Here is a 19,531-nt window from a genome sequence, read left to right as displayed (position 1 = left end):
AATGGTCACAGCGCGCAAAGCCGCAGGCGGGTTTTGCGCAGGGCTGCCTGGCATTGTGGGCAGGGTCTGTGACGCGGGTTGTACGACAGCGCCGCATCTGCAGGCGGATCGGCTTGGACCGAGCCTGGCGGGCACAAAGGCCCATGCTAAGCTGTGATTCCACTTCGTGTCGCTTTGCGCCTGCATGGCCGGACCGCTTGCAGGGAGACGCGCAGCGCCCACCGAACTACTTCAGGAAAATTTCATGCCAGGACTTTTGCCCGAGATCGATCCCGACGGACTGCTCGAATTTTCGGTCGTCTATACCGACCGCGCGCTCAACCATATGTCCCAGCGTTTCGTCGGCGTGATGCAGGACATTCTTGGAACGCTCAAGGAAGTCTATGCGGCCCAGACCGCGGTGCTGGTGCCGGGCAGCGGCACGTTTGGCATGGAAGCCGTGGCGCGCCAGTTCGCCAACGGCGAGAAGGTGCTGATCGTGCGCAACGGCTGGTTCAGCTACCGCTGGACGCAGATCTTCGAGGCCGGCGGCTTCGGCCTGGGTGGCGGCGCCGTGGTCTGCAAGGCGCGCAAGCAGGGCGAAGGCGCACAGGACCCCTGGGCGCCATGCGCGGCCGCCGATGTCGCCGAAGCCATCCTGCATGAGAAGCCCAAGGTGGTGTTTGCGCCCCATGTAGAAACGGCCAGCGGCATCCTGCTGCCCGACGACTATCTGCGCACCATCGCCGATGCCGCCCATGCCGTGGGCGCGCTGTTCGTGCTCGACTGCGTGGCTTCGGGCGCGATGTGGGTCGACATGCAAAAGACCGGCGTCGACGTGCTGATCTCGGCGCCGCAAAAAGGCTGGAGCAGCTCGCCCTGCTGCGCCATGGTGATGCTCAGCGCACGCGCCCGCGAAGCCATCGAGAACACGCAGAGCTCGAGCTTTGCCTGCGACCTGAAGAAGTGGATGCAGATCGCCGAAGGCTACGAAAAAGGCCAGCATGCCTACCATGCGACGCTGCCCACCGATGCCCTGGTGCGCCTGCGCGACGTGATGCTCGAGACCCGCGCCTATGGCTTCGAGGCCGTCAAGCAGGAGCAGATCGCGCTGGGCGCCAAAGTGCGCGCACTGCTGGCGGCGCGCGGCTTTCCCAGCGTCGCGGCGCCGGGCTTCGAGGCGCCGGGCGTGGTCGTGAGCTACACCACCGATCCGCTCATCCAGAACGGCAAGAAGTTTCTCGAAGTCGGCCTGCAGACCGCGTCGGGCGTGCCGCTGATGTGCGATGAAGGCCCGGACTTCAAGACCTTCCGCATCGGCCTGTTCGGCCTCGAGAAGTGGCACCATGTGGACCGCACGGTGGGACACCTGAGTGCCGCGCTCGACAAGCTGGGCATTCCTGCCGCCTGATACGTCTCCAAGGAATATTGATGCAACGACTGATTCCCGCCGCGCTGATCGCGGCCGCACTGTTCGCCACGGCCGCCCAGGCCGCCGAGCCCGTGACCACGGCCAGCGGCCTGGTCTATCAAAGCCTGACCGAAGGCACGGGCGCGAGCCCTGCGGCGCGCGATACCGTGCGCGTGCACTACCGCGGCTACTTTCCCGACTCCGGCAAGGAGTTCGACAGCTCGATCGCGCGCGGCCAGCCCATAGACTTCCCGCTCAATGGCGTGATTCCCTGCTGGACCGAAGCGCTGCAGAAGATGAAGGCCGGCGGCAAGGCCAAGCTGACCTGCCCGGCGTCCATCGCCTACGGCAGCCGCGGCGCGGGCGGCGTGATTCCGCCGAACGCGACCTTGAACTTCGACGTCGAACTGATTTCGGTCAAGGGTAAATAAGCCGTCAGGGCAGCATGCAGCCCAGGCGTTTGGCCAGTCGCTGCAGGTTGGCGCGGTCCATCTGCAGCGCGCGCGCCGCGGCCGCCCAGTTGCCCTGGTGGCGCGCCAGGCTCTGCTCTATGCTGCGGCGCTCGAAAGCTTCGACCGCGGCGCGCAGGCCGGTGTCTTGCGCCGTGCTCGGCGCCGACGCAGCGGGCGCGTAGACCGGCGCTGGCGGCAAGGCCTCGCGTCCCTGGGGCCAGAGATCCTGCAGCGTCACCGTCAGCACGCGCGGGCGCCGGCCGTGGCGGCTCAAGGCCTTGAGCACGCCGCGGCTGATCAGGTGCTCGAGTTCGCGCACATTGCCGGGCCAGGAGTGCGACAGCAGCGCCGATTGCGCGAGCGCATCGAGCCGCACCGTGCCCAGCTCCGCGCCCGAGGCCACGGCGGCCAGCCGAGAGCGGTTCTCCTCCAGGAAATAGCCGCACAGCAGCAGGATGTCGCTGCCGCGCTCGCGCAGCGGCGGCACCTGCAGTGGGTAGACGCTGAGCCGGTGAAAGAAGTCGGCGCGCATGCGGCCCGAGCGCACGGCCTCCTCGAGCGGGCGGTTGGTCGCGGCGATCACGCGCACGTCGACGCGGTGCTCGCGGTCCGAGCCCAGGCGCTGCAGCTGGCCGCTTTGCAGCACGCGCAGCAGCTTGGCCTGCACGGTCAGCGACAGCTCGCCGATTTCATCGAGAAACAGCGTGCCGCCATCGGCGCGCTCGAACTGGCCCTGGCGCTCGCCCACGGCGCCTGTGAAAGCGCCGCGCACATGGCCGAACAGTTCGCTTTCGGCCAGCGTGTCGGGCAGGGCCGCGCAATTGACGCTGACCAGCGGCCGGCCCGCGCGCTGCGATTGCGCGTGCACGGCCTGGGCCACGAGCTCCTTGCCGACGCCGGTCTCGCCGGTAATCAATACGTTGAGTTCGCTGGGCGCGACCAGCGCTATGTCCTTTTGCAGCTGCCGCAGCGCCGGGCTTTGGCCCAGCAGCGGGCGGCGCGCCTGCGCGGGCAGCGCGGCTTGGCGCCAGCTCTCGGCGCGCGAGCGTTCGTCCTGCACGCTTTGCGCGAGCTGGCGCAGACGCTCGGCGGCAGCGACGGTGGCCGCGGCCAGATTGCTGAACGCCTGCAGGGCTTCGAGATGCCCGGTTCCGGCAAAGCGGCCGGGCGCGAGCGCGTCCAGCGTGAGCAGTCCCCAGGTGCTGCCGCCGACGACCAGGGCGCAGCCCATGCAGTCGTGCACTTCGAGCGGGCCCGCGTGTTCGACCAGACCGTCGTAGGGGTCGGGCAGCGGGCTGTCGGGTGCGAAGCGCAATGCCTGGCCATGGGCCAGCAGCTGCGCCAGCCGCGGGTGTTCGGCGATGCGAAAGCGCCGGCCCAGCGTGTCGCTGCTCAGGCCGTCGATGGCCACGGGCGCAAGCACCTCGCCTTGCAGCCGCAGCAGCGCGACCGCGTCGCAGGGCAGCAGGGTCCGCAGCGCCTCGAGCAGGCGGCGATAGCGCTCGCGCTCGGGCAGGTCGTCGGCCAGGTCGGCGACCAGCGGAACGAGGCTGCGCAGCAATTTGTGGGTAGCAGTCATTTTGACTCGGTTCTGTGTCCAATTGACATGTTTTGACGCGGGTCATATTGACGCATGAAATTCCAAGTCATTGATCCTAAAGGGAGATTGCGCTGGCATGCGGATTGCGACTGTCTGGTCAGCCGGGGCGTCATCTGCCCCTTGTCGTTCATTTCCAGGAGTTTCCATGCTGACTGCCGAGCAACGCGCCATCGTCCAATCCACCGTTCCGCTGCTTGAAAGCGGCGGCGAGGCGCTGATCACCCACTTCTACCAACGCCTGCTGGGCGGCCACCCCGAAGTGCGCGCGCTGTTCAACAGCACGCACCAGCAAAGCGGTGCCCAGCCGCGCGCGCTGGCGTTCAGCGTGCTGATGTATGCCAAGCACATCGACCGGCTCGAGAACCTGGGCAACCTGCCCGCGCAGATCATCAACAAGCATGTGGCGCTGCAGGTGCAGCCCGAGCACTACCCCATAGTCGGCCAGTGCCTGCTGGCGTCGATACGCGAAGTGCTGGGCGCCGAGATCGCCACCGATGCGGTGATCGACGCCTGGGCCGCGGCCTACCAGCAACTGGCCGACATCCTGATCGGTGCCGAAAGCCAGGCCTATGAGCGCAACGCCAGCGCGCCCGGCGGCTGGCGCGGCGCGCGCGCCTTCCGCGTCGCGCGTAAGCAGATCGAAAGCACGGAAATCACGTCGTTCTATCTCGCGCCTGTCGATGGCGGCGCGGTGATGGCGCATCTGCCGGGCCAGTTCATAGGCCTGCGCATTGTGGTCGACGGCAAGGAGCAGCGGCGCAACTACTCGCTGTCGGCGCTGGCCAACGGCCGCGAGCTGCGCATCAGCGTCAAGCGCGAAGCCGCGGGCGTGGTCTCGCGCCATCTGCACGACGCGGTGCGCGAAGGCGATGTGCTGGAGATCTTCCCGCCGGCCGGCCATTTCACGCTGGCCGAAAGCGACAAGCCGCTGGTGCTGGTCAGCGGCGGCGTAGGCATCACGCCCACGCTGCCCATGCTCGCCGCGGCGCTGGGCAGCGCGCGCCCCGTGGTGTTCATCCACTGCGCGCGCACGCCCGAAGTGCAGGGCTTTCGCGCACGCCTCGATGCGCTGGCGCTCGAGCACCCGCAGCTGCAATGCCATTACCTCTACGAGAACGCCGCGCCGGCGCGCATCGACGCCGAGCAGCTGGGCCGCTGGCTGCCCGCGTCGCGCGATGTCGAGGCCTACTTCTGCGGCCCCCAGCCGTTCATGGCGGCCGTGCTGCAAGGCCTGCGCGCGCTGGGCGTGCCGCCCGCGCAGACGCATTACGAGTTCTTCGGCCCCGCGCAGGCGCTGGCGTAGGCCGCACGCGGGGCAAGAGATTGCCGCGCTGCCCATGGCCATGACGGCGTCTTGCCCGGCTTGAGGGCGCGGGGTCGGCGAACGGCGCGCGCCGCGTCGCAGAGCGAGCATTCAGGCTAGCCATGAATGATCTTGCCGAACTTGCCCCGGCGCTGTGCCGCCTGCTGCAGAACCAGGGCGCAGCCGTCGCACCCGACCCGGACACGGGCGCAGCGCTGCGCTGCGCGCTCGGCCGCGGACGCTGGGTGGACCTGCACTTCCAGGCGCAGCAGCAGCGCTGGCTGCTGGGCGTGGGCTGTGCGAGCGGCATTTGGGACGCAGCGCGGCGGGCGCGGAGCGAGGAAGCGCTGCTGCGCGTGGGCCACGCAAGCCGCTGGGGACTGCAGCAGACCGCGCTGGGCGATGGCCAGGGCCTGCAACTGGTCGACTGCGACTTTTGTGCCGCGCCCGCGCAGCTGACGGCGGCGGCCGTGGAGCAGCAGCTGCAGGCGCTGCTGGGCCAGCTCGATGCGCTGGCCGAAGGCGATGACATGGCCCCTGGCGCGCTCCTGGAGCGCTGCGCAGCGCCCCGGCCCGACTGCGGCTGCGCGCAGGCGTTCCGTGCGCGCATGCAGGCGCTGGACGCGTCGCGCGCGCCGCGCAGCGTTGCGGCGCAGGAGCTGCTGCTGGAGCCGCAACTGCCGGTGCGCATTTCCTTGCACCCCTGCAGCCACCACTGGGTGTTCGAAGCTTTTGTCGGCGATGCGTCGGTGCTGGCCGGGCCGCTGCGGCGCAGCATGGTGGCCGCGCTGCTGCTGGTCAACGGCGCGGTGCTGAACGGCAGGCTGCTGGTCTGCAGCCTCGACGGCTGCGATCGCGTGGTGGTGATCAGCCGCTGGCACCTGGACTGGGCGGCACAGATGCCGTTGCTCGATTGGCTCGACTACAGCACGCGCCAGGCGCAGCGCATTCGCGCCGCGGTCGCGGCCATTGCGATGCACGACGAAGGGGGAAGGCTGCCATGAATCCGGTCGTGCCTGCGGGCGCGTCGGCCGCGGCGCTGCGGCCCGTGCCGCGCACCGGCGGCGCGGCCGGCCCATGGCGCGGGCTGCGCGCGCTGTTCGCACCGTCGCCCGCGCCGCGCCTGCTGACCACGGCGCAGCTCATCAACCAGCAGGAGGCGCTGCAGGCGTCGCTGGTCGCAGCAATGAACGTGGCCAGCCAGCAGGTCGCGCCGCAGTGGCGCCAGGCGTTCGCGGCGCGCGCCGCGGCCATGGTGAACGACGTGATCGCCGACAGCATGTATCCGGTGCACAGCGCGATGATACGCAGCCGCGCGCACACCGTGGACTGGGAGCTGTTTCGCGCCGCGGCGGACCGCGCCAGGCAATGGGTGGAGCGACACCGGCAGGTGGAGCTGTCGATGCAACCCATGCGGGACCCCGCACCCCATGCGCAGCTGCTGGCATCGGGCCAGATCCTGCTGCTGCGCGCGGCGCCGGCGATCGAGAGCCTCGTGCTGGGCGGCGGCGGCGTACGCGGCATGGCGAATGCGCCCGCGCTGCGCGCACTGCAGAACCTGGGCCTGCTGTCGCAACTCAGGCAGGTGGCCGGCAGCTCGGCCGGGGCGCTGACCGCGATCTTGCTCGCCGCCGGCGTGTCGCCCAAGGAGCTCCAGCAGCAGCTCAACGGCACCGACCCGCTTTCGCTGCTGACCACGCCGCCGGACTTCGCGCGCAATTACCCCGGCGTGAAGCTCGGTGCCCTGGGCTTCGATGCGGGCGCGGCCGTGCAGACGCTGGACAGGATGACGGCCCTATCCGCGGCGCGCTACCTCGACGGCCATTGGGCGCAGGTCACGCGCCTGCCGCAATGGACGCACTTCACGGCTGCGCAGCAGCAGCGCCTGGAACTGCTTCGCCGGCCCGACTTCACGGCGCCGCGCACCGATCAGATGCTGACCTTTGGCGATCTGCAGCTGCTGCACCAGCTGGCTCCGGCCAGGTTCAAGGCGTTGACGGTGACCGGTTGGAACCAGTCCGAGAAGCGCCTGGCCTACTTCTGCGCGCAGACCCATCCCGACATGCCGCTGGCACTGGCCGGGCGCATTTCGATAGGCCTTCCCGTGCTGTTCGCCGATGTGAAAGTGGTACAGCAGGACCGGATCCAGCGCTGGGCGGACGGCGGCGTGGGCAGCAACCTGCCCACGGAGGCGGTTCTTGGCGGGATCGAGGGCCAGGCGCTGCAGGAAGCGCAGTCGCGAACGCTGGTGATGGCGTTTGTCGACCAGGGCCGCACCCAGGCCGTGATGCACGGCCCGCCGGGCCGGTACCTGCCGGCGGTGAGTCCGGTCGTGACCTGGCTGTCGGGCAATCCGCACTTCCCCGAGGCCGTGCATGCCGACCGGGGCAAGCTGTACGCGGCGGGCCTGCATGTGATGCCCGTCGCGCATGGCGATCTGGGCATTGCCTCCTTTGAGGCGGGCGCCGAGCGCGTGGCGCGCGCCAAGACCGAGTCACTGGAGCAGGCGCTGGTGTTCATTGCGCAGAACCGGCACAACTTCCGCCATGACCTCGTGAACGATGTGCAGGCCGCTGCGGCGCTGCTGTCGCCGCAGGAGCAGGATCTTTTTCTGCTGCGCCACGCGGGCGACGCCACACCGCTGAACGCGCAGCTGAGCGCAGCCATCCTCCAGCAGCGCGCCTGTCTCGCGCCGGCGGCCGGCGCATCGGAGCGTGCCGCGGCGCTGGCCTGGGGGCGCAGGGATGCGGCCATCTGAAGTGCGCTCGCGGACGCGCGCCCTGGCCGCGGCGGGTGAACATGGAACTTCGGCACGCAGCGTGTGACGTATGGGGTAGCCGCGTGCGTTCGCGCGCGACGAAACGGCCGCCGGCCGACAAGGGCTCCATGAACGATCTGACTCATATTTCGGCGCAGCTATGGGAGTTGTTCCGTTGCGGCAAGGTGCCTGACGCACTCGCCGCCGGAGGCATGCTGCGCTGCGTGGTGGACGATGTCCGTTGTGTACAGCTGCGTTTCGCGCCGCTGCAGCAGCGCTGGCAGCTGGGCGTCGATCAGACCATAGACAGGCTCAGCGAGGACCGCCAGGCCCGGTGCCAGGAAGCGCTGCTGCGCGCGGCGCACGCCAGCCGCTGGACGGCCCAGCAAGTGGGGGCGCTGGAGACCGAAGGCTGCATCACTCTTGTGGACTGCGATTTTCCCGGGACGCCGCAACAGGCCGCGGCGCTCGCCGGTGCGGATGCGATCGAGGGCCGGCTGGCCGCGCTGATGGAACAGCTCGAAGGGTTTGCGTCGCGCGCGGCCGCCGTGGATACGGCCGCCGTGGATACGGCCGCATCGCCGGCCACCGAACCTCCATCCTGGATCAAGGCATGAACGATTCCTCCACCGCCCTGGCGTCGGCATTCAGCGCGCAGATGCATTTGCTCGATCCCCAGCGCGCGCGCACCAGCGTGCAGCCGCTGGAGCTGCTGCTCGACGACGGCCTGCCGCTGCGCGTGACGCTGCATCCCGACAACCGGCATTGGGTCATCGAGGCCAGCGCCTACGACGCCGTCGCCATCCATGGGCCGCTGCGCCGCAGCCTGATCAGCACGCTGCTGCAGATCAATGGCGCAGCGCTCGGCGGCCGGCAGTTCCTTTGCACGCTCGATTACGGCGATCTGATCGTGGTGATGGCGCGCTGGCCGGCCGATGAGGCCGCCGATTCCGCCGGATTTCTCTCCTGCCTCGAGTACACCGCGGCCCAGGCGCGCAGGATTCGCGCCGCCGTGCGCGCCATCGCCATGCATGACGATGAGCTCGAATGGGAATGGGCCGCGACATGAGCATTCCAAGCCATCTCCCGGCGGGCGGCGGCATGCCCGATCTTTCGCGCCACACGCCGGCGCCGCCGCGCAATGCACTGCAGTCCGCCTGGAATGCCGTCATCGCCTTGTTCGCGGGCCGGTGGCTGACGGCGTCGTCCACCGCGCCCGCGCTGACGCCGTCGCGGCTCACGTCCCAGGCGATCTACGCGCACGTTCAAGGGCTGCGCGCCGAACTCCAGACCGCCATGGAGGCGGCATCGGCGACGCTGCCCGCAGCGAGCCGGCAGGCGTTTGCCGCGCGCGCCGCGGCCATGGTCAATGACGTGCTGGTCGAATGCATGAACCCGGTGGTCGATGAAAGCGAGCGGCGGTCCGACCGGGATGTGAAGCTGCATACGTTCCAGAAAGCGTCGCGCAAGGCGCGACTGTTGGTGGACCGGCATCTTCAGGTCGCGCGCGGCCTGGAGCGCGGGAAAATGACAGCACCCGAAGTGCGTGCGGTCTGGGTGCAAAACCCTGCCGGGCCCCATTTGCCCAAGGTGGAACGCCTTGTCGTGATGCGGGCGGCACCGCCGCTAGAGCATCTTGTGCTGCGCGGCGGCGGCGCCAAGGGCATTGGCAATCCTCCCGCGCTGCGCGCGCTGGAGAACCTGGGCAAGCTGTCGGATTTGAAGAAAGTGGTGGGCACTTCCGCCGGGGCGCTGACGGCGGTATGCCTGGCGAGCGGCATGTCGGCCCAGGCATTTCAGCGGCTTTCGAATGACACCGGCATGCTGTCGCTGCTGAGTTCGCCTGGCGGCTTCAAGAACCGCTATCCCGAAGTGAAACTGGGGCTGATCGGTTTTGGCGCGGGCAAGGCGCTGGAGACGCTGGACCGGGCCTCGGCCGGCGCGGTGCGCAGCTATCTGCGCGACCATTGGGACGACGGCGAGGCCTGGAACAGCCTGGGCGCTGCGGACCGCGCGCGCCTGGTCAGCCTGCGCGATCAGGACCTGGAGAGATCCCCGCGCACCGCACAGATGATCACGTTCCGCGATCTGCAGCTGCTGCACCAGCTCGCGCCCGCCCGGTTCAAGGAGCTGGTGCTGACGGGCTACAACACGGACAAGAAGGAGACCACCTATTTTTCCGCCACCAGCCACCCCGACATGCCGGTGGCGCTGGCCGGGCGCGTCTCCATGAGCATTCCCGTTTTCTTCAAGCCGGTGAAGATGGACGTCGCGGGTCAGACGCAGAATTTCGTCGATGGCGGCGTGGGCAGCAACATGCCTTCGGAAGCCATCCTCGACGGTTTGCACGGCAAGGACATGGACGATGCCATGGCCAGGACGCTGCTCATGACCTATGACGAGGGCGGAGCGGCCTACTCCCTTTTGCATGGCAGTCCGGCCGAGCGCAAGAACGCCTCGGGCGGGCTGATGAGCCGCTGGACCAACGACCGCCTGGACGCGGAGAAGATCCACTTCTCGGGCAGCAACGTGCTGCCGGTGTTCCACGGCAAGCTGGGAACGTTCTCGTTCAATGCGAGCAAGGAGCAGGTGGAGCAGGCGCAAACCCAGTCCATGCTCAATACGCTGGAGTACATGGACACGACCATGGGCCAGGCGCAGCATGACCTGGTGACGGACGTGGACGCGGCCGTGCGCCTGCTGTCGGTCGATGAGCAGCGCGGATTTCTGCAGCGGCATGGCGAAGACGCCGATCCGCTGCACGCCGCGATGTGCGACGCGATACGCGTGCAGTTGCCGGCCGCCGGCGCGGCCCAAGCCTAGTCCGGCCGCGGCGGCGCGATCGCCGGCGCGTGTTAGTGTTGCATGCCATCCTCACGGGAGCCGCCGAGCATGCAAGAACAGACCCTGGCATTGAAACGCGCGAAACGGCAGGCACTGGGCCTGCTGATCGCGGTCGCACTGGTGTTTGCCGCGACCAGTTTCATGGCGCCCAGTCTCTGGGTGCGCTGCGTGCAGGCCGTGGCCGAAGCGGCAATGGTCGGGGCGCTGGCCGACTGGTTTGCGGTCACGGCGCTGTTCCGGCGCATTCCGCTGCCCTGGGTGGGCCGGCACACGGCCATCATTCCGCGCAACAAGGACCGCATTGGCGACAACCTCGCGCATTTCGTGCGCGACCGCTTTCTCGACCCGGCCTCGCTGCTGGCGCTGATACGCAAGCATGACCCCGCGCAGTGGCTGGCCAGCTGGCTCACGGCGCCGGCGCACAGCGCCATGCTGGGCCGCCAGGTCGCGCGGCTGGCGCTGGCCGCGCTGGAACTCGTGCAGGACCGCCAGGTGCAGCGCTTTCTCACGCAGTCGCTGCGCGCCGTGCTGTCCCAGGTCGATCTGTCGCGCGCCGCGGCCTCGCTGCTGACGGCGCTGACCCAGGGCGGGCGCCATCAGGTGCTGCTCGACGATGTGCTGGCGCGCATTGCCGCCATCATGCAGACCGCGAACACGCGTGAATTCATTGCCGCAAGCATTGTCGAGTGGCTCAAGCGCGAGCATCCGCTCAAGGAAAAGATGCTGCCCAGCGACTGGCTGGGCGACAAGGGCGCCGAGCTGATTGCGCAGGCGCTTGAAAGCCTGTTTGACGACATAGCCCACAACCCCGAACACCGCGTGCGCGAGGCGCTGGACGCGGCCGTGGTGCGGCTCATAGAGCGGCTGCAGACCGACCCGGACTTCGCCGAGCGCGCCGAGCAGCTGCGCCACTACCTGCTGCACGACGAGAAGCTGGCCGGCTATCTGCAGGCGCTGTGGACCCAGCTGCGCCAGCGCCTGCAGGCCGATCTGGCCGACGAGCATTCGCACATCGCGCGCAAGGCCGCGGCCATGGGGCGCTGGCTGGGACAGTCGCTGGCCGCCGACCCGGCGCTGCGCCAGTCGATGAATGCGCGCCTGGAGCGCTGGGCGGCGACGCTCGCTCCCGATGTCGCGCAGTTCCTCGCCGAGCACATCAGCGACACCGTCAAGCGCTGGGATGCTGCCGAGCTGTCGCATCTGGTCGAGCTGCACATAGGCAAGGATCTGCAGTTCATCCGCATCAACGGCACGCTGGTGGGCGGCGCGATCGGCCTGCTGCTGTTCGTGCTGGCCCAGTTGCCGCAATGGTGGGCGGCGCTTTGAGCCGGCGGGGACGCAGTTCACGCAATCGTCAGGGTACTTACCAATTGCGCACATGAATACCGTCCTGTCAACCCATTGAAAGGGACTGCGCGGGTTATGTCAGGTTTGTAACGTTTCAGTAAATAATAATGCGACTGATTCTCATATCGGAATCGGGCTTTTCATTTCTTATTTACCGGACCTGACATGTATTTGCTTCGTATCCCGTTTCCCACCGTCGCCGCGGCCATCATGGCCACGGGCTTTGCCGGCATTGCAGCCGCACAAGAGACCAAGGCAATGGATACCGTGGTGGTGACGGCTTCGGGCTACGAGCAGCTGATCAAGGAAGCACCGGCGTCTATCTCCGTGGTCACGCGCGAGGAACTCGAAAAGAAGGCCTATACCAACCTGCATGACGCGCTGCGCGACGTGCCCGGCGTGATTCTCACGCCCTCGGACAACAACTCCAACGACATCGCGCTGCGCGGCATGGGCGCGAACTACACGCTGATCCTGGTCGACGGCAAGCGCACGAATTCGCGCGAGACCCAGACCAACGGCAGCACCGGCACCGACCAGAGCTGGATTCCGCCGCTTGAAGCCATAGAGCGCATCGAAGTGGTGCGCGGCCCCATGTCCTCGCTCTACGGCTCGGACGCGATGGGCGGCGTGATCAACGTGATCACGCGCAAGGTGGCCAAGGAGTGGCATGGCTCGCTGCGCGCCGACGCGACGCTGCAGGAGCGCTCGACTTCGGGCAATGCCTACCAGAGCAATTTCTACCTGTCGGGCCCGATCAAGGAGGACCTGCTGGGCCTGAGCATCTACGGCAACTACACCCAGCGCGAGGAAGACCGGATCTACCAGGGCTACAACGACTACGACAACCGCGCAATCAACGTCAAGCTCGCGCTGACACCCAACAAGGACCACGACGTGATCCTCGAGCTGGGCACGGCCAAGCAGCATTTCACCTCGACGCCAGGCATGACGCTGCTCGATTCGGAAGCGCTGAGCGACCGCAGGTTCGAGCGCGAAAGCTACTCGCTGCAGCACAAGGGCCGCTGGGGCTGGGCCACTTCGGACACCTATGTGCAGCAGGAAGAAACGCGCAACATCGCGCGCGACATGACGATCAAGAACACGGTGTTCAACAGCAGCTGGACCCTGCCGCTGGGCCAGCGCAACCTGCTGACCACGGGCGTCTACTACAGCGAGCAGGACCTCAAGGACACAACGACCAACACCTTGCCGGGATCGAGCCGCAGCACGGCCGATCGCAGCCAGTACGCGGTGTTTGCCGAAAACGAATGGCGCCTGCGCGACGACTTCGCGCTGACCGGCGGCCTGCGCTACGACCACGACAGCCAGGCCGGCGGCCATGTGAGCCCGCGCCTGTACGGCGTCTGGACCGTCGATCCGCGCTGGACCGTCAAGGGCGGCGTGTCCTCGGGCTTTCGCGCGCCGTCGCTGCGCCAGACGCTGGGCGACTGGGGCCAGTCAAGCCGCGGCGGCAACATCTACGGCAATCCCGATCTCAAGCCCGAGACGTCGCTGACCAAGGAAATCGGCCTGCTGTTTGATGCCGGCAACGGCACGACGGCCGGCCTGACGCTGTTCGACAACGATTTCAAGGACAAGATCACGCGCATTGCCTGCCCCACATGCGGTCCGCTCAACTCCTCGGGACGCGTGCCGACCACCAACGTCAACGTCGACAAGGCGATCACGCGCGGCATCGAAGCCACGCTGGGCATGCAGCTGACGCAGAACCTGGGCCTGACATCGAGCTATACCTTCACCACTTCCGAACAGAAGAGCGGTGAGTTCGCGGGCAAGCCGCTGAACCAGCTGCCGCGCCACCTGCTCAACGTGTCGCTGGACTGGAACCCCACGGGCCAGATCAATGGCTGGACCAAGGTGTCCTACCGCGGCAAGGAAAGCGACAGCTCGGGCGCGGCCTCGTCGGGAACGTTCAACCAGAAGAGCTACGCGATGCTGGACCTGGGCGGCTCGTACAAGTACAGCAAGACCGTGACGCTGTACGCGGGCATCTACAACCTGCTCGACAAGGAAGTGCTGTACGACGGCGTGAACTACGACTCCGTGCTTGACGGCCGCCGCTACTGGCTGGGCATGAACGTCAAGTTCTGAGCCCCCCTGAGTCCCCCCGAGCCGCCTCGCGGCTCCTCCATTTCACTGCAGGATGAGACACCCATGAACTTCATGACTTCGCGCCGCCACATCGCCATCGCCCTGACCGCCGCCGCCTGGGGCATTTCGGGCGCCGTCGGCGCCGCCGCGCCAGCCCAGCCCGCCCAGATCACCGTGCAGCACGCCAAGGGCCAGGCCACGGTGCCGCTCAAGCCGCAGCGGGTCGTGGTCTACGATCTGGCCGCGCTCGATGTGATGCATTCGCTGCAACTGCCCGTGGCCGGCGTCGCCAAGGCCGAGTACCCCGACTACCTGAAGTCGTACGCCGACGCCAGGTACCAGGCCGCGGGCTCGCTGTTCATTCCCGACTTCGAGGCGCTGAGCCGCATCCGGCCCGACCTGATCGTCGTTGCCGGCCGCTCGGCTGCCAAGTACGACGTGCTGTCGAAGATCGCGCCCACGCTGGATCTGAGCGTCGACGGCAAGAACCTGCTGGGCGACATGCAGCGCAATGTCGACACGCTGGCCAGCCTGTACGGCAAGCAGGCCCAGGGCCGGCAGCTGATGGCCAAGGTGCGCGCCGAAGTCGAGGCCCTCAAGGCCGTCGCCGCCCAGGCCGAACCCGGCCTGCTGGTGCTGGCGGTGAACACCAACATGAGCGCCCAGCCTCCGGGAGCGCGCTTCGGCCTGCTGCACGACGTGCTGGGCATCAAGCCGCTGCTCGCGGCCGACGCATCCAAGCCGCGCGGCGTGCCGCTGAAGATGGACGACATCGCCAGGCTGGACCCCGCCTGGCTCTATGTGATAGACCGCAATGCCGCCACGGGCACGCAGACCGACAAGGAAGGCAAGCCCGTCGTGCCGTCCCGGCAGCTGTTCGACAACGCCCAGATCCAGGGAACGCAGGCCGGCAAGAACGGCCGCGTGGTGTTTCTCGACCCCAAGGGCTGGTACCTGCTGGGCAGCGCCGGGCCTACGGCCATGCTGCACAACGTGGCGCAGATCAAGGCGGCTTTGGCCGGCAGGTGAAAGCGGCGGGTGCGCAAGAAGATCGTGCCCTGAAACGCCCTTCGACGCGGCCGGCCAGGCAGGCTCAGGGCGAACGGTGTGGAAAAGTCAGAACGCAGATATCGATCACCGTTCGTCCTGAGCCAGGTCGAAGGATGAACGGCCTGCCCGACAGCGTCGGACCTGCGTCATGCCAGTCCTCCAAGCTCAAGAGGCCTGATCCGACTGCGCCTCGTCCAGATCCAGCTGCTGCAAATGCTTGGCCAGCTGCGCCCAGGCCTGAGCGGCTTCTTCATTCTTGGCCCACGCATGGCAGCTGGCCGCCATCATGGCCGTGGGCGCATGGTCGGGCTGGAGATCGAAGGCGCGCTCGCACTGGGCCGCGGCATTGGTCCACATCACGGCGGCGTTGGCCGAGCCTTCCTTTTGCAGCGCATGCGCTTCGGCCATCCAGGCCTGGGCCAGGCGCAGCGCTGCGGCGTGCTGCTCGGGATCGGCCTGGTGGGCCTTGGCGAAGAACGCGCCGGCCTGCTGCCACAGCGCACGCGCCTGCGTGAAGTCCTGCGTGGCCACGGCCTGGGCCTGGGCAACGAGGTCGTTGCCGGATTGGAGAAGGAGGGCGTAGTCAGCAGCGGTCATGGCGGGCAGAGAATCGGCGAAACGAAAATGCCGCCGATTGTGCGCGAAACCAAACGCCTGCGCGATCAGTGCAGTTTCAGCCGCGGATCTGTGCGCCGGCCTATGCGGTCGCTGAGCATCAGCAAGGCCGTGCGGAACACGCCGCACAGCGCGACCTGGTGCATGCGGTACAGCGAGATGTAGAACATGCGCGCCAGCCAGCCTTCGACCTTGACCGTGCCCATCAGGTTGCCCATCAGGTTGCCCACGGCCGAGAAGTGCGACAGCGAGACCAGCGAGCCGTAGTCGCGGTAGCGGTACTCGGGCAGGGGCTGGCCCTGCAGGCGCTTGGGCAGCGACTCAGCGAGCAGCGAGGCCTGCTGGTGGGCCGCCTGGGCGCGCGGCGGAACGTTCTTGCCGCTGCCGTCGTCCATGGGGCAGGCCGCGCAGTCGCCGAGCACGAAGATGTCATCGTCCAGCGTGGTCTGCAGCGTGGTGCGCACCACCAGCTGGTTGATGCGGTTGCTTTCCAGGCCGTCGAGGTTCTGCAGGAAATCGGGCGCCTTGATGCCCGCGGCCCAGACCTTGATGCTGGCCGGAATCACCCGGCCGTCGGCGGTTTCCAGCTGCTCGGCGGTGACGCGGCTCACGGCGGCTTCGGTGATCACCTGCACGCCGAGCTTTTCCAGCGTCTGATGGGCGTCGCGGCCGATGCGTTCGGGCAGCGCCGGCAGCACGCGCTTGCCGGCGTCGAGCACGGTGATGTGCAGGTTCTCGGGCGCGATATTGCCCAGGCCGTAGTCGGACAGCTGCTGCGCGGCGCTGCGCAGTTCGGCGGCCAGCTCCACGCCCGTGGCGCCCGCGCCCACGATGGCAATGCGCAGCTGCGCCTGCTTGTCGTGGCCCGCGTGGGCCGCGAGGTACTTGGCCAGCAGCAGGCGGTGAAAGCGTTCGGCCTGGTCGGGCGCATCGAGAAAGATGCAATGCTCGGCCGCGCCCGGCGTGTGGAAATCGTTGGTCACGCTGCCTATGGCCATGACCAGGGTGTCATAGGCCAGGGTGCGCGCCGGCGCGGCTTCGCTGCCATCGTCCTGCAGCAGCGGCGCGAGTTCTATGGTCTTGGCCTGGCGGTCGAGACCGCACATGCGGCCCATCTGGAACTGGAAATGCTTCCACTTGGCCTGGGCAATGTAGTTGAACTGGTTGTCCGACAGGCTCAGCGAGCCCGCGGCGACTTCGTGCAGCAGCGGCTTCCACATGTGGGTGAGGTGGCTGTCGACGAGTATGACTTCCGCCTGACGGCGCTTGCCCAGGCGCTGGCCCAGCCGCGTGGCCAGTTCCAGTCCGCCGGCGCCGCCGCCGACGATCACGATGCGATGGGTCATGGATGTTTTCCTTGGTGGCCGCCCGCAGGGTGCGGGCTGGCAGAGAGGCGGCTGGCCCAAGCAGGTCGCCGTCCCCCAATCCCCTGAAGATAATCCGAGTCGCGTCGAGGCAGGGTGCAGCCCTTGATTGCCCTGCGGCAATTCAAGGGTAAACCCTAGGTTTTCCGCAATTTCCGACTTAGAACCGCGGCAGGTCGGGGTGGCTGATCTGCCCGCCGCGCACCAGCATCTTGCCGTATTCGGCGCAGCGGTGCAGCGTGGGAATCACCTTGCCCGGATTGAGCAGGCCCTGCGGGTCGAACGCCGCCTTGAGCGCGAACATCTGCGCGTTTTCCTCGGCGCTGAACTGGGTGCACATGGAGTTGAGTTTTTCCACGCCCACGCCATGCTCGCCCGTCACCGTGCCGCCCATGGCGACGCTGGTCTCGAGGATGTCGGCGCCGAACAGCTCGCAGCGGTGCAGCTGGTCGGCATCGTTGGCATCGAACATGATCAACGGGTGCAGGTTGCCGTCGCCGGCGTGAAACACGTTGGCGCAGCGCAGCTGGTACTTCTGCTCCATCGCCTGGATGGCCAGCAGGATGTCGGCCAGGCGCTTGCGCGGAATGGTCGAGTCCATGCACATGTAGTCGGGGCTGATGCGTCCGCTCGCGGGAAACGCGTTCTTGCGCCCGCTCCAGAAGCGCAGGCGCTCGGCCTCGTTCTCGCTCACGGTGATGGCCGTGGCACCGGCGTCGCGCAGCACGGCGCTCATGCGGCCGATTTCCTCGGCGACTTCCTCGGGCGTGCCGTCGGATTCGCACAGCAGGATGGCTTCGGCCGTGAGGTCGTAGCCGGCCTTGACGAAGTCCTCGACAGCCGCGGTCATGGGCTTGTCCATCATTTCCAGCCCGGCCGGAATGATGCCCGCGGCAATCACTGCCGCCACCGCCGCGCCGGCCTTGCGTACGTCGTCGAAGCTGGCCATGATGCAGCGCGCGAGCTGGGGCTTGGGAATCAGCCGCACCGTGACTTCGGTGATCACGGCCAGCATGCCTTCGCTGCCTATCACCGCGGCCAGCAGGTCGTAGCCCGGCGTGTCCAGCGCCTGGCTGCCAAAGGTGATGGGCTCGCCGGCCATGGTGAAGCCCTTGACCTCGAGCACGTTGTGTACCGTGAGGCCGTACTTGAGGCAGTGCACGCCGCCCGAGTTCTCGGCGACGTTGCCGCCTATGGTGCAGGCGATCTGGCTTGAGGGATCGGGTGCGTAGTAGAGGCCGAACGGCGCCGCGGCCTCGCTGATCGCGAGGTTGCGCACGCCGCACTGCACGACCGCGGTGCGGCTGTAGGCATCGACCTGGAGAATGCGGTTGAACTTGGCCAGAGACAGCACCACACCCAGCGCATGCGGCATGGCGCCGCCCGACAGCCCCGTGCCCGCGCCGCGCGCGACCACGGGCACCTGCAGCGCATGGCAGGCCTGGAGCACGGCCTGCACCTGGGTCTCGGTTTCGGGCAGGCACACGACCAGCGGGCGCTGGCGGTAGGCCGTGAGGCCGTCGCATTCGTAGGGCGTGGTGTCTTCGCTGTGCCACAGCAGGGCGTGCGCGGGCACATGTGCGCCCAGCGCCTGCACGATCTGGGCCTGGCGGCGCGCGCGCTCGGAAGGCGAGGGCGCGGCGGTGGCTGGGGATTCGGTGTTCATGGCTTGAGACTTTAGCGAAGACCTGGCGGCGTGGCGTGAGTTTTCTTGCACGTCTGCATGAAATTAGGCACGCGCCGCAGCGGTCGCGCGCAGGCTTTCCATCAGCAGTTCGCTGGCCGGGGTGCGCGCGCGCCCGCGCAGCGTGATGATGCCCACATGCGGCAGCTCGATAGGCACCTTGAGCTTGAGTATGCGCACCAGCCCCTGCTGGGCGAAGTGCTCGGCAACGCTGCGCGCCAGAAAGCCGATGGCCGGCCGCTGGTGCATGCCCGACAGCGTGACCAGGAACGACGAGGTCTCGATGATGTCCGTGGGCGACTCGAGCAGATGCTTGTGGAACATCTGCGCCAGCTTGGAGCGCGACGAGGCCCAGGGCGGGGGCACGACCCAGGGCAGTTCGGCGAGCATCGCCCAGCTGGGCCTGGCCGCGCCGGCCAGCGGGTGCTCGGGGCTCACGACAATGCACATGGGCTCGGCGTAGAGCGACTCGGTCTCCAGGTCGGGCGACGCATAGCCGGGCTCGAGCCGGCCGACGATCAGGTCGAGTTCGCCCACGCGCAGCCGCGGCAGCAGCCGCGTCAGATCGCCTTCCTCGACCATCACCGTGGTGCGCCGCGAGCGCTCCTTGACGCGCAGGATCGCGGGCATCAGCAGGCTGGGCAGGGCCACGACCATCGCGCCCACGCTGGTGCGGCCCACGCCGCCGCTGTCGGCGGCGCTGATCTCGTCGCGCGTGCGCTGGTAGTCGGCGAGCACCGAGCGCGCAAAGCGCACCACGGTGACGCCGTGGGGCGTGGGCTCGGTGCCGCGCGTCGAGCGCACGAACAGCTGCAGCTCGAACATCTTCTCGATCTCGGCCAGCATCTTGGACACCGCGGGCTGGGTGATCGAGAGGAATTCAGAGACCCTGCCGAGATGGCGGAACTCGTCGAGCGCGACCAGCAATTGCAGGTGGCGCAGCTTCAGATTGGAACGGAGAACGCGATCGATCTGGCTCATGGGGCAGGGGACAGCGCTGGCCTCTTCA

Annotated in this window: 16 protein-coding genes; 11 read left to right on the top strand and 5 right to left on the bottom strand. The window is 67.8% G+C overall.

The features are described from left to right. Window positions 1-244 precede the first annotated feature (244 nt). Window positions 245-1,390 carry an aminotransferase class V-fold PLP-dependent enzyme gene (locus tag ACSVDO_RS19490; RefSeq protein ID WP_332534714.1) on the top strand — a complete coding sequence of 382 codons (1,146 nt, stop codon included), beginning with the start codon at window positions 245-247 and terminating at the stop codon, window positions 1,388-1,390. Window positions 1,391-1,410: 20 nt separating this feature from the next. Then, on the top strand, window positions 1,411-1,821 hold the full coding sequence (locus ACSVDO_RS19485) for an FKBP-type peptidyl-prolyl cis-trans isomerase (protein ID WP_332549567.1): 411 nt from the start codon (window positions 1,411-1,413) through the stop codon (window positions 1,819-1,821). Between the two features lie 4 nt (window positions 1,822-1,825). On the opposite strand, the gene norR is transcribed toward ACSVDO_RS19485, so the two are convergent. Continuing rightward, complete coding sequence (gene norR, locus ACSVDO_RS19480) at window positions 1,826-3,421, bottom strand: nitric oxide reductase transcriptional regulator NorR (protein ID WP_332534718.1); 1,596 nt, start codon at window positions 3,419-3,421, stop codon at window positions 1,826-1,828. Between the two features lie 166 nt (window positions 3,422-3,587). Here norR and hmpA point away from each other — a divergent pair, with 166 nt between their 5' ends. The 9 genes from hmpA (at window position 3,588) to ACSVDO_RS19435 (ending at window position 14,838) form a co-directional block, all read left to right on the top strand. Continuing rightward, window positions 3,588-4,745, top strand: a complete 1,158-nt coding sequence (gene hmpA / locus ACSVDO_RS19475) for an NO-inducible flavohemoprotein (RefSeq protein WP_332534719.1) — start codon at window positions 3,588-3,590, stop codon at window positions 4,743-4,745. Between the two features lie 122 nt (window positions 4,746-4,867). Next, window positions 4,868-5,749 carry a hypothetical protein gene (locus ACSVDO_RS19470; protein ID WP_489594148.1) on the top strand — a complete coding sequence of 294 codons (882 nt, stop codon included), beginning with the start codon at window positions 4,868-4,870 and terminating at the stop codon, window positions 5,747-5,749. Continuing rightward, on the top strand, window positions 5,746-7,503 hold the full coding sequence (locus ACSVDO_RS19465; protein WP_489594146.1) for a patatin-like phospholipase family protein: 1,758 nt from the start codon (window positions 5,746-5,748) through the stop codon (window positions 7,501-7,503). Before ACSVDO_RS19470 ends, ACSVDO_RS19465 begins: the two co-directional genes overlap by 4 nt. A 128-nt stretch (window positions 7,504-7,631) precedes the next feature. After that, complete coding sequence (locus ACSVDO_RS19460) at window positions 7,632-8,120, top strand: hypothetical protein (RefSeq protein ID WP_489594144.1); 489 nt, start codon at window positions 7,632-7,634, stop codon at window positions 8,118-8,120. Beyond that, complete coding sequence (locus ACSVDO_RS19455) at window positions 8,117-8,572, top strand: hypothetical protein (RefSeq protein WP_489594142.1); 456 nt, start codon at window positions 8,117-8,119, stop codon at window positions 8,570-8,572. Before ACSVDO_RS19460 ends, ACSVDO_RS19455 begins: the two co-directional genes overlap by 4 nt. After that, window positions 8,569-10,326 carry a patatin-like phospholipase family protein gene (locus tag ACSVDO_RS19450; protein ID WP_489594140.1) on the top strand — a complete coding sequence of 586 codons (1,758 nt, stop codon included), beginning with the start codon at window positions 8,569-8,571 and terminating at the stop codon, window positions 10,324-10,326. Before ACSVDO_RS19455 ends, ACSVDO_RS19450 begins: the two co-directional genes overlap by 4 nt. A 69-nt stretch (window positions 10,327-10,395) precedes the next feature. Beyond that, window positions 10,396-11,673, top strand: a complete 1,278-nt coding sequence (locus ACSVDO_RS19445; protein WP_489594138.1) for a DUF445 domain-containing protein — start codon at window positions 10,396-10,398, stop codon at window positions 11,671-11,673. A 186-nt stretch (window positions 11,674-11,859) separates the two neighbouring features. Continuing rightward, window positions 11,860-13,809: a ligand-gated channel protein gene (locus ACSVDO_RS19440; protein ID WP_489594136.1), complete on the top strand. Its 1,950-nt coding sequence runs from the start codon at window positions 11,860-11,862 to the stop codon at window positions 13,807-13,809. A 63-nt stretch (window positions 13,810-13,872) separates the two neighbouring features. Beyond that, a complete protein-coding gene (locus tag ACSVDO_RS19435) occupies window positions 13,873-14,838 on the top strand; it encodes a siderophore ABC transporter substrate-binding protein (protein ID WP_489594134.1) in 966 nt (321 codons plus the stop codon). 186 nt (window positions 14,839-15,024) lie between these two features. On the opposite strand, the gene ACSVDO_RS19430 is transcribed toward ACSVDO_RS19435, so the two are convergent. The 4 genes from ACSVDO_RS19430 to ACSVDO_RS19415 all read right to left on the bottom strand — a co-directional run bounded on the left by ACSVDO_RS19430 (window position 15,025) and on the right by ACSVDO_RS19415 (window position 19,503). Next, on the bottom strand, window positions 15,025-15,456 hold the full coding sequence (locus ACSVDO_RS19430; protein WP_489594133.1) for a hypothetical protein: 432 nt from the start codon (window positions 15,454-15,456) through the stop codon (window positions 15,025-15,027). Between the two features lie 65 nt (window positions 15,457-15,521). After that, window positions 15,522-16,820 carry an NAD(P)/FAD-dependent oxidoreductase gene (locus tag ACSVDO_RS19425; protein WP_332534735.1) on the bottom strand — a complete coding sequence of 433 codons (1,299 nt, stop codon included), beginning with the start codon at window positions 16,818-16,820 and terminating at the stop codon, window positions 15,522-15,524. A gap of 178 nt (window positions 16,821-16,998) precedes the next feature. Further along, window positions 16,999-18,504, bottom strand: coding sequence for an FAD-linked oxidase C-terminal domain-containing protein (locus ACSVDO_RS19420; RefSeq protein WP_332548088.1), 1,506 nt, complete (start codon window positions 18,502-18,504; stop codon window positions 16,999-17,001). Window positions 18,505-18,567: 63 nt separating this feature from the next. After that, window positions 18,568-19,503, bottom strand: coding sequence for a LysR family transcriptional regulator (locus tag ACSVDO_RS19415; RefSeq protein WP_489594131.1), 936 nt, complete (start codon window positions 19,501-19,503; stop codon window positions 18,568-18,570). Window positions 19,504-19,531 lie beyond the last annotated feature (28 nt).

This window comes from Comamonas sp. DB36 (assembly GCF_057914905.1).
Note: the sequence above shows the minus strand (reverse complement) of the source record. Positions and strands in the feature narration are given on the sequence as shown.

What these genes read in the sequence shown, in the direction of transcription:
- ACSVDO_RS19490 (WP_332534714.1), top strand. Translation starts at nt 245, where the DNA reads ATGCCAGGACTTTTGCCCGAGATCGATCCCGACGGACTGCTCGAATTT.
- ACSVDO_RS19485 (WP_332549567.1), top strand. Translation starts at nt 1,411, where the DNA reads ATGCAACGACTGATTCCCGCCGCGCTGATCGCGGCCGCACTGTTCGCC.
- norR (WP_332534718.1), bottom strand. Translation starts at nt 3,421, where the DNA reads ATGACTGCTACCCACAAATTGCTGCGCAGCCTCGTTCCGCTGGTCGCC.
- hmpA (WP_332534719.1), top strand. Translation starts at nt 3,588, where the DNA reads ATGCTGACTGCCGAGCAACGCGCCATCGTCCAATCCACCGTTCCGCTG.
- ACSVDO_RS19470 (WP_489594148.1), top strand. Translation starts at nt 4,868, where the DNA reads ATGAATGATCTTGCCGAACTTGCCCCGGCGCTGTGCCGCCTGCTGCAG.
- ACSVDO_RS19465 (WP_489594146.1), top strand. Translation starts at nt 5,746, where the DNA reads ATGAATCCGGTCGTGCCTGCGGGCGCGTCGGCCGCGGCGCTGCGGCCC.
- ACSVDO_RS19460 (WP_489594144.1), top strand. Translation starts at nt 7,632, where the DNA reads ATGAACGATCTGACTCATATTTCGGCGCAGCTATGGGAGTTGTTCCGT.
- ACSVDO_RS19455 (WP_489594142.1), top strand. Translation starts at nt 8,117, where the DNA reads ATGAACGATTCCTCCACCGCCCTGGCGTCGGCATTCAGCGCGCAGATG.
- ACSVDO_RS19450 (WP_489594140.1), top strand. Translation starts at nt 8,569, where the DNA reads ATGAGCATTCCAAGCCATCTCCCGGCGGGCGGCGGCATGCCCGATCTT.
- ACSVDO_RS19445 (WP_489594138.1), top strand. Translation starts at nt 10,396, where the DNA reads ATGCAAGAACAGACCCTGGCATTGAAACGCGCGAAACGGCAGGCACTG.
- ACSVDO_RS19440 (WP_489594136.1), top strand. Translation starts at nt 11,860, where the DNA reads ATGTATTTGCTTCGTATCCCGTTTCCCACCGTCGCCGCGGCCATCATG.
- ACSVDO_RS19435 (WP_489594134.1), top strand. Translation starts at nt 13,873, where the DNA reads ATGAACTTCATGACTTCGCGCCGCCACATCGCCATCGCCCTGACCGCC.
- ACSVDO_RS19430 (WP_489594133.1), bottom strand. Translation starts at nt 15,456, where the DNA reads ATGACCGCTGCTGACTACGCCCTCCTTCTCCAATCCGGCAACGACCTC.
- ACSVDO_RS19425 (WP_332534735.1), bottom strand. Translation starts at nt 16,820, where the DNA reads ATGACCCATCGCATCGTGATCGTCGGCGGCGGCGCCGGCGGACTGGAA.
- ACSVDO_RS19420 (WP_332548088.1), bottom strand. Translation starts at nt 18,504, where the DNA reads ATGAACACCGAATCCCCAGCCACCGCCGCGCCCTCGCCTTCCGAGCGC.
- ACSVDO_RS19415 (WP_489594131.1), bottom strand. Translation starts at nt 19,503, where the DNA reads ATGAGCCAGATCGATCGCGTTCTCCGTTCCAATCTGAAGCTGCGCCAC.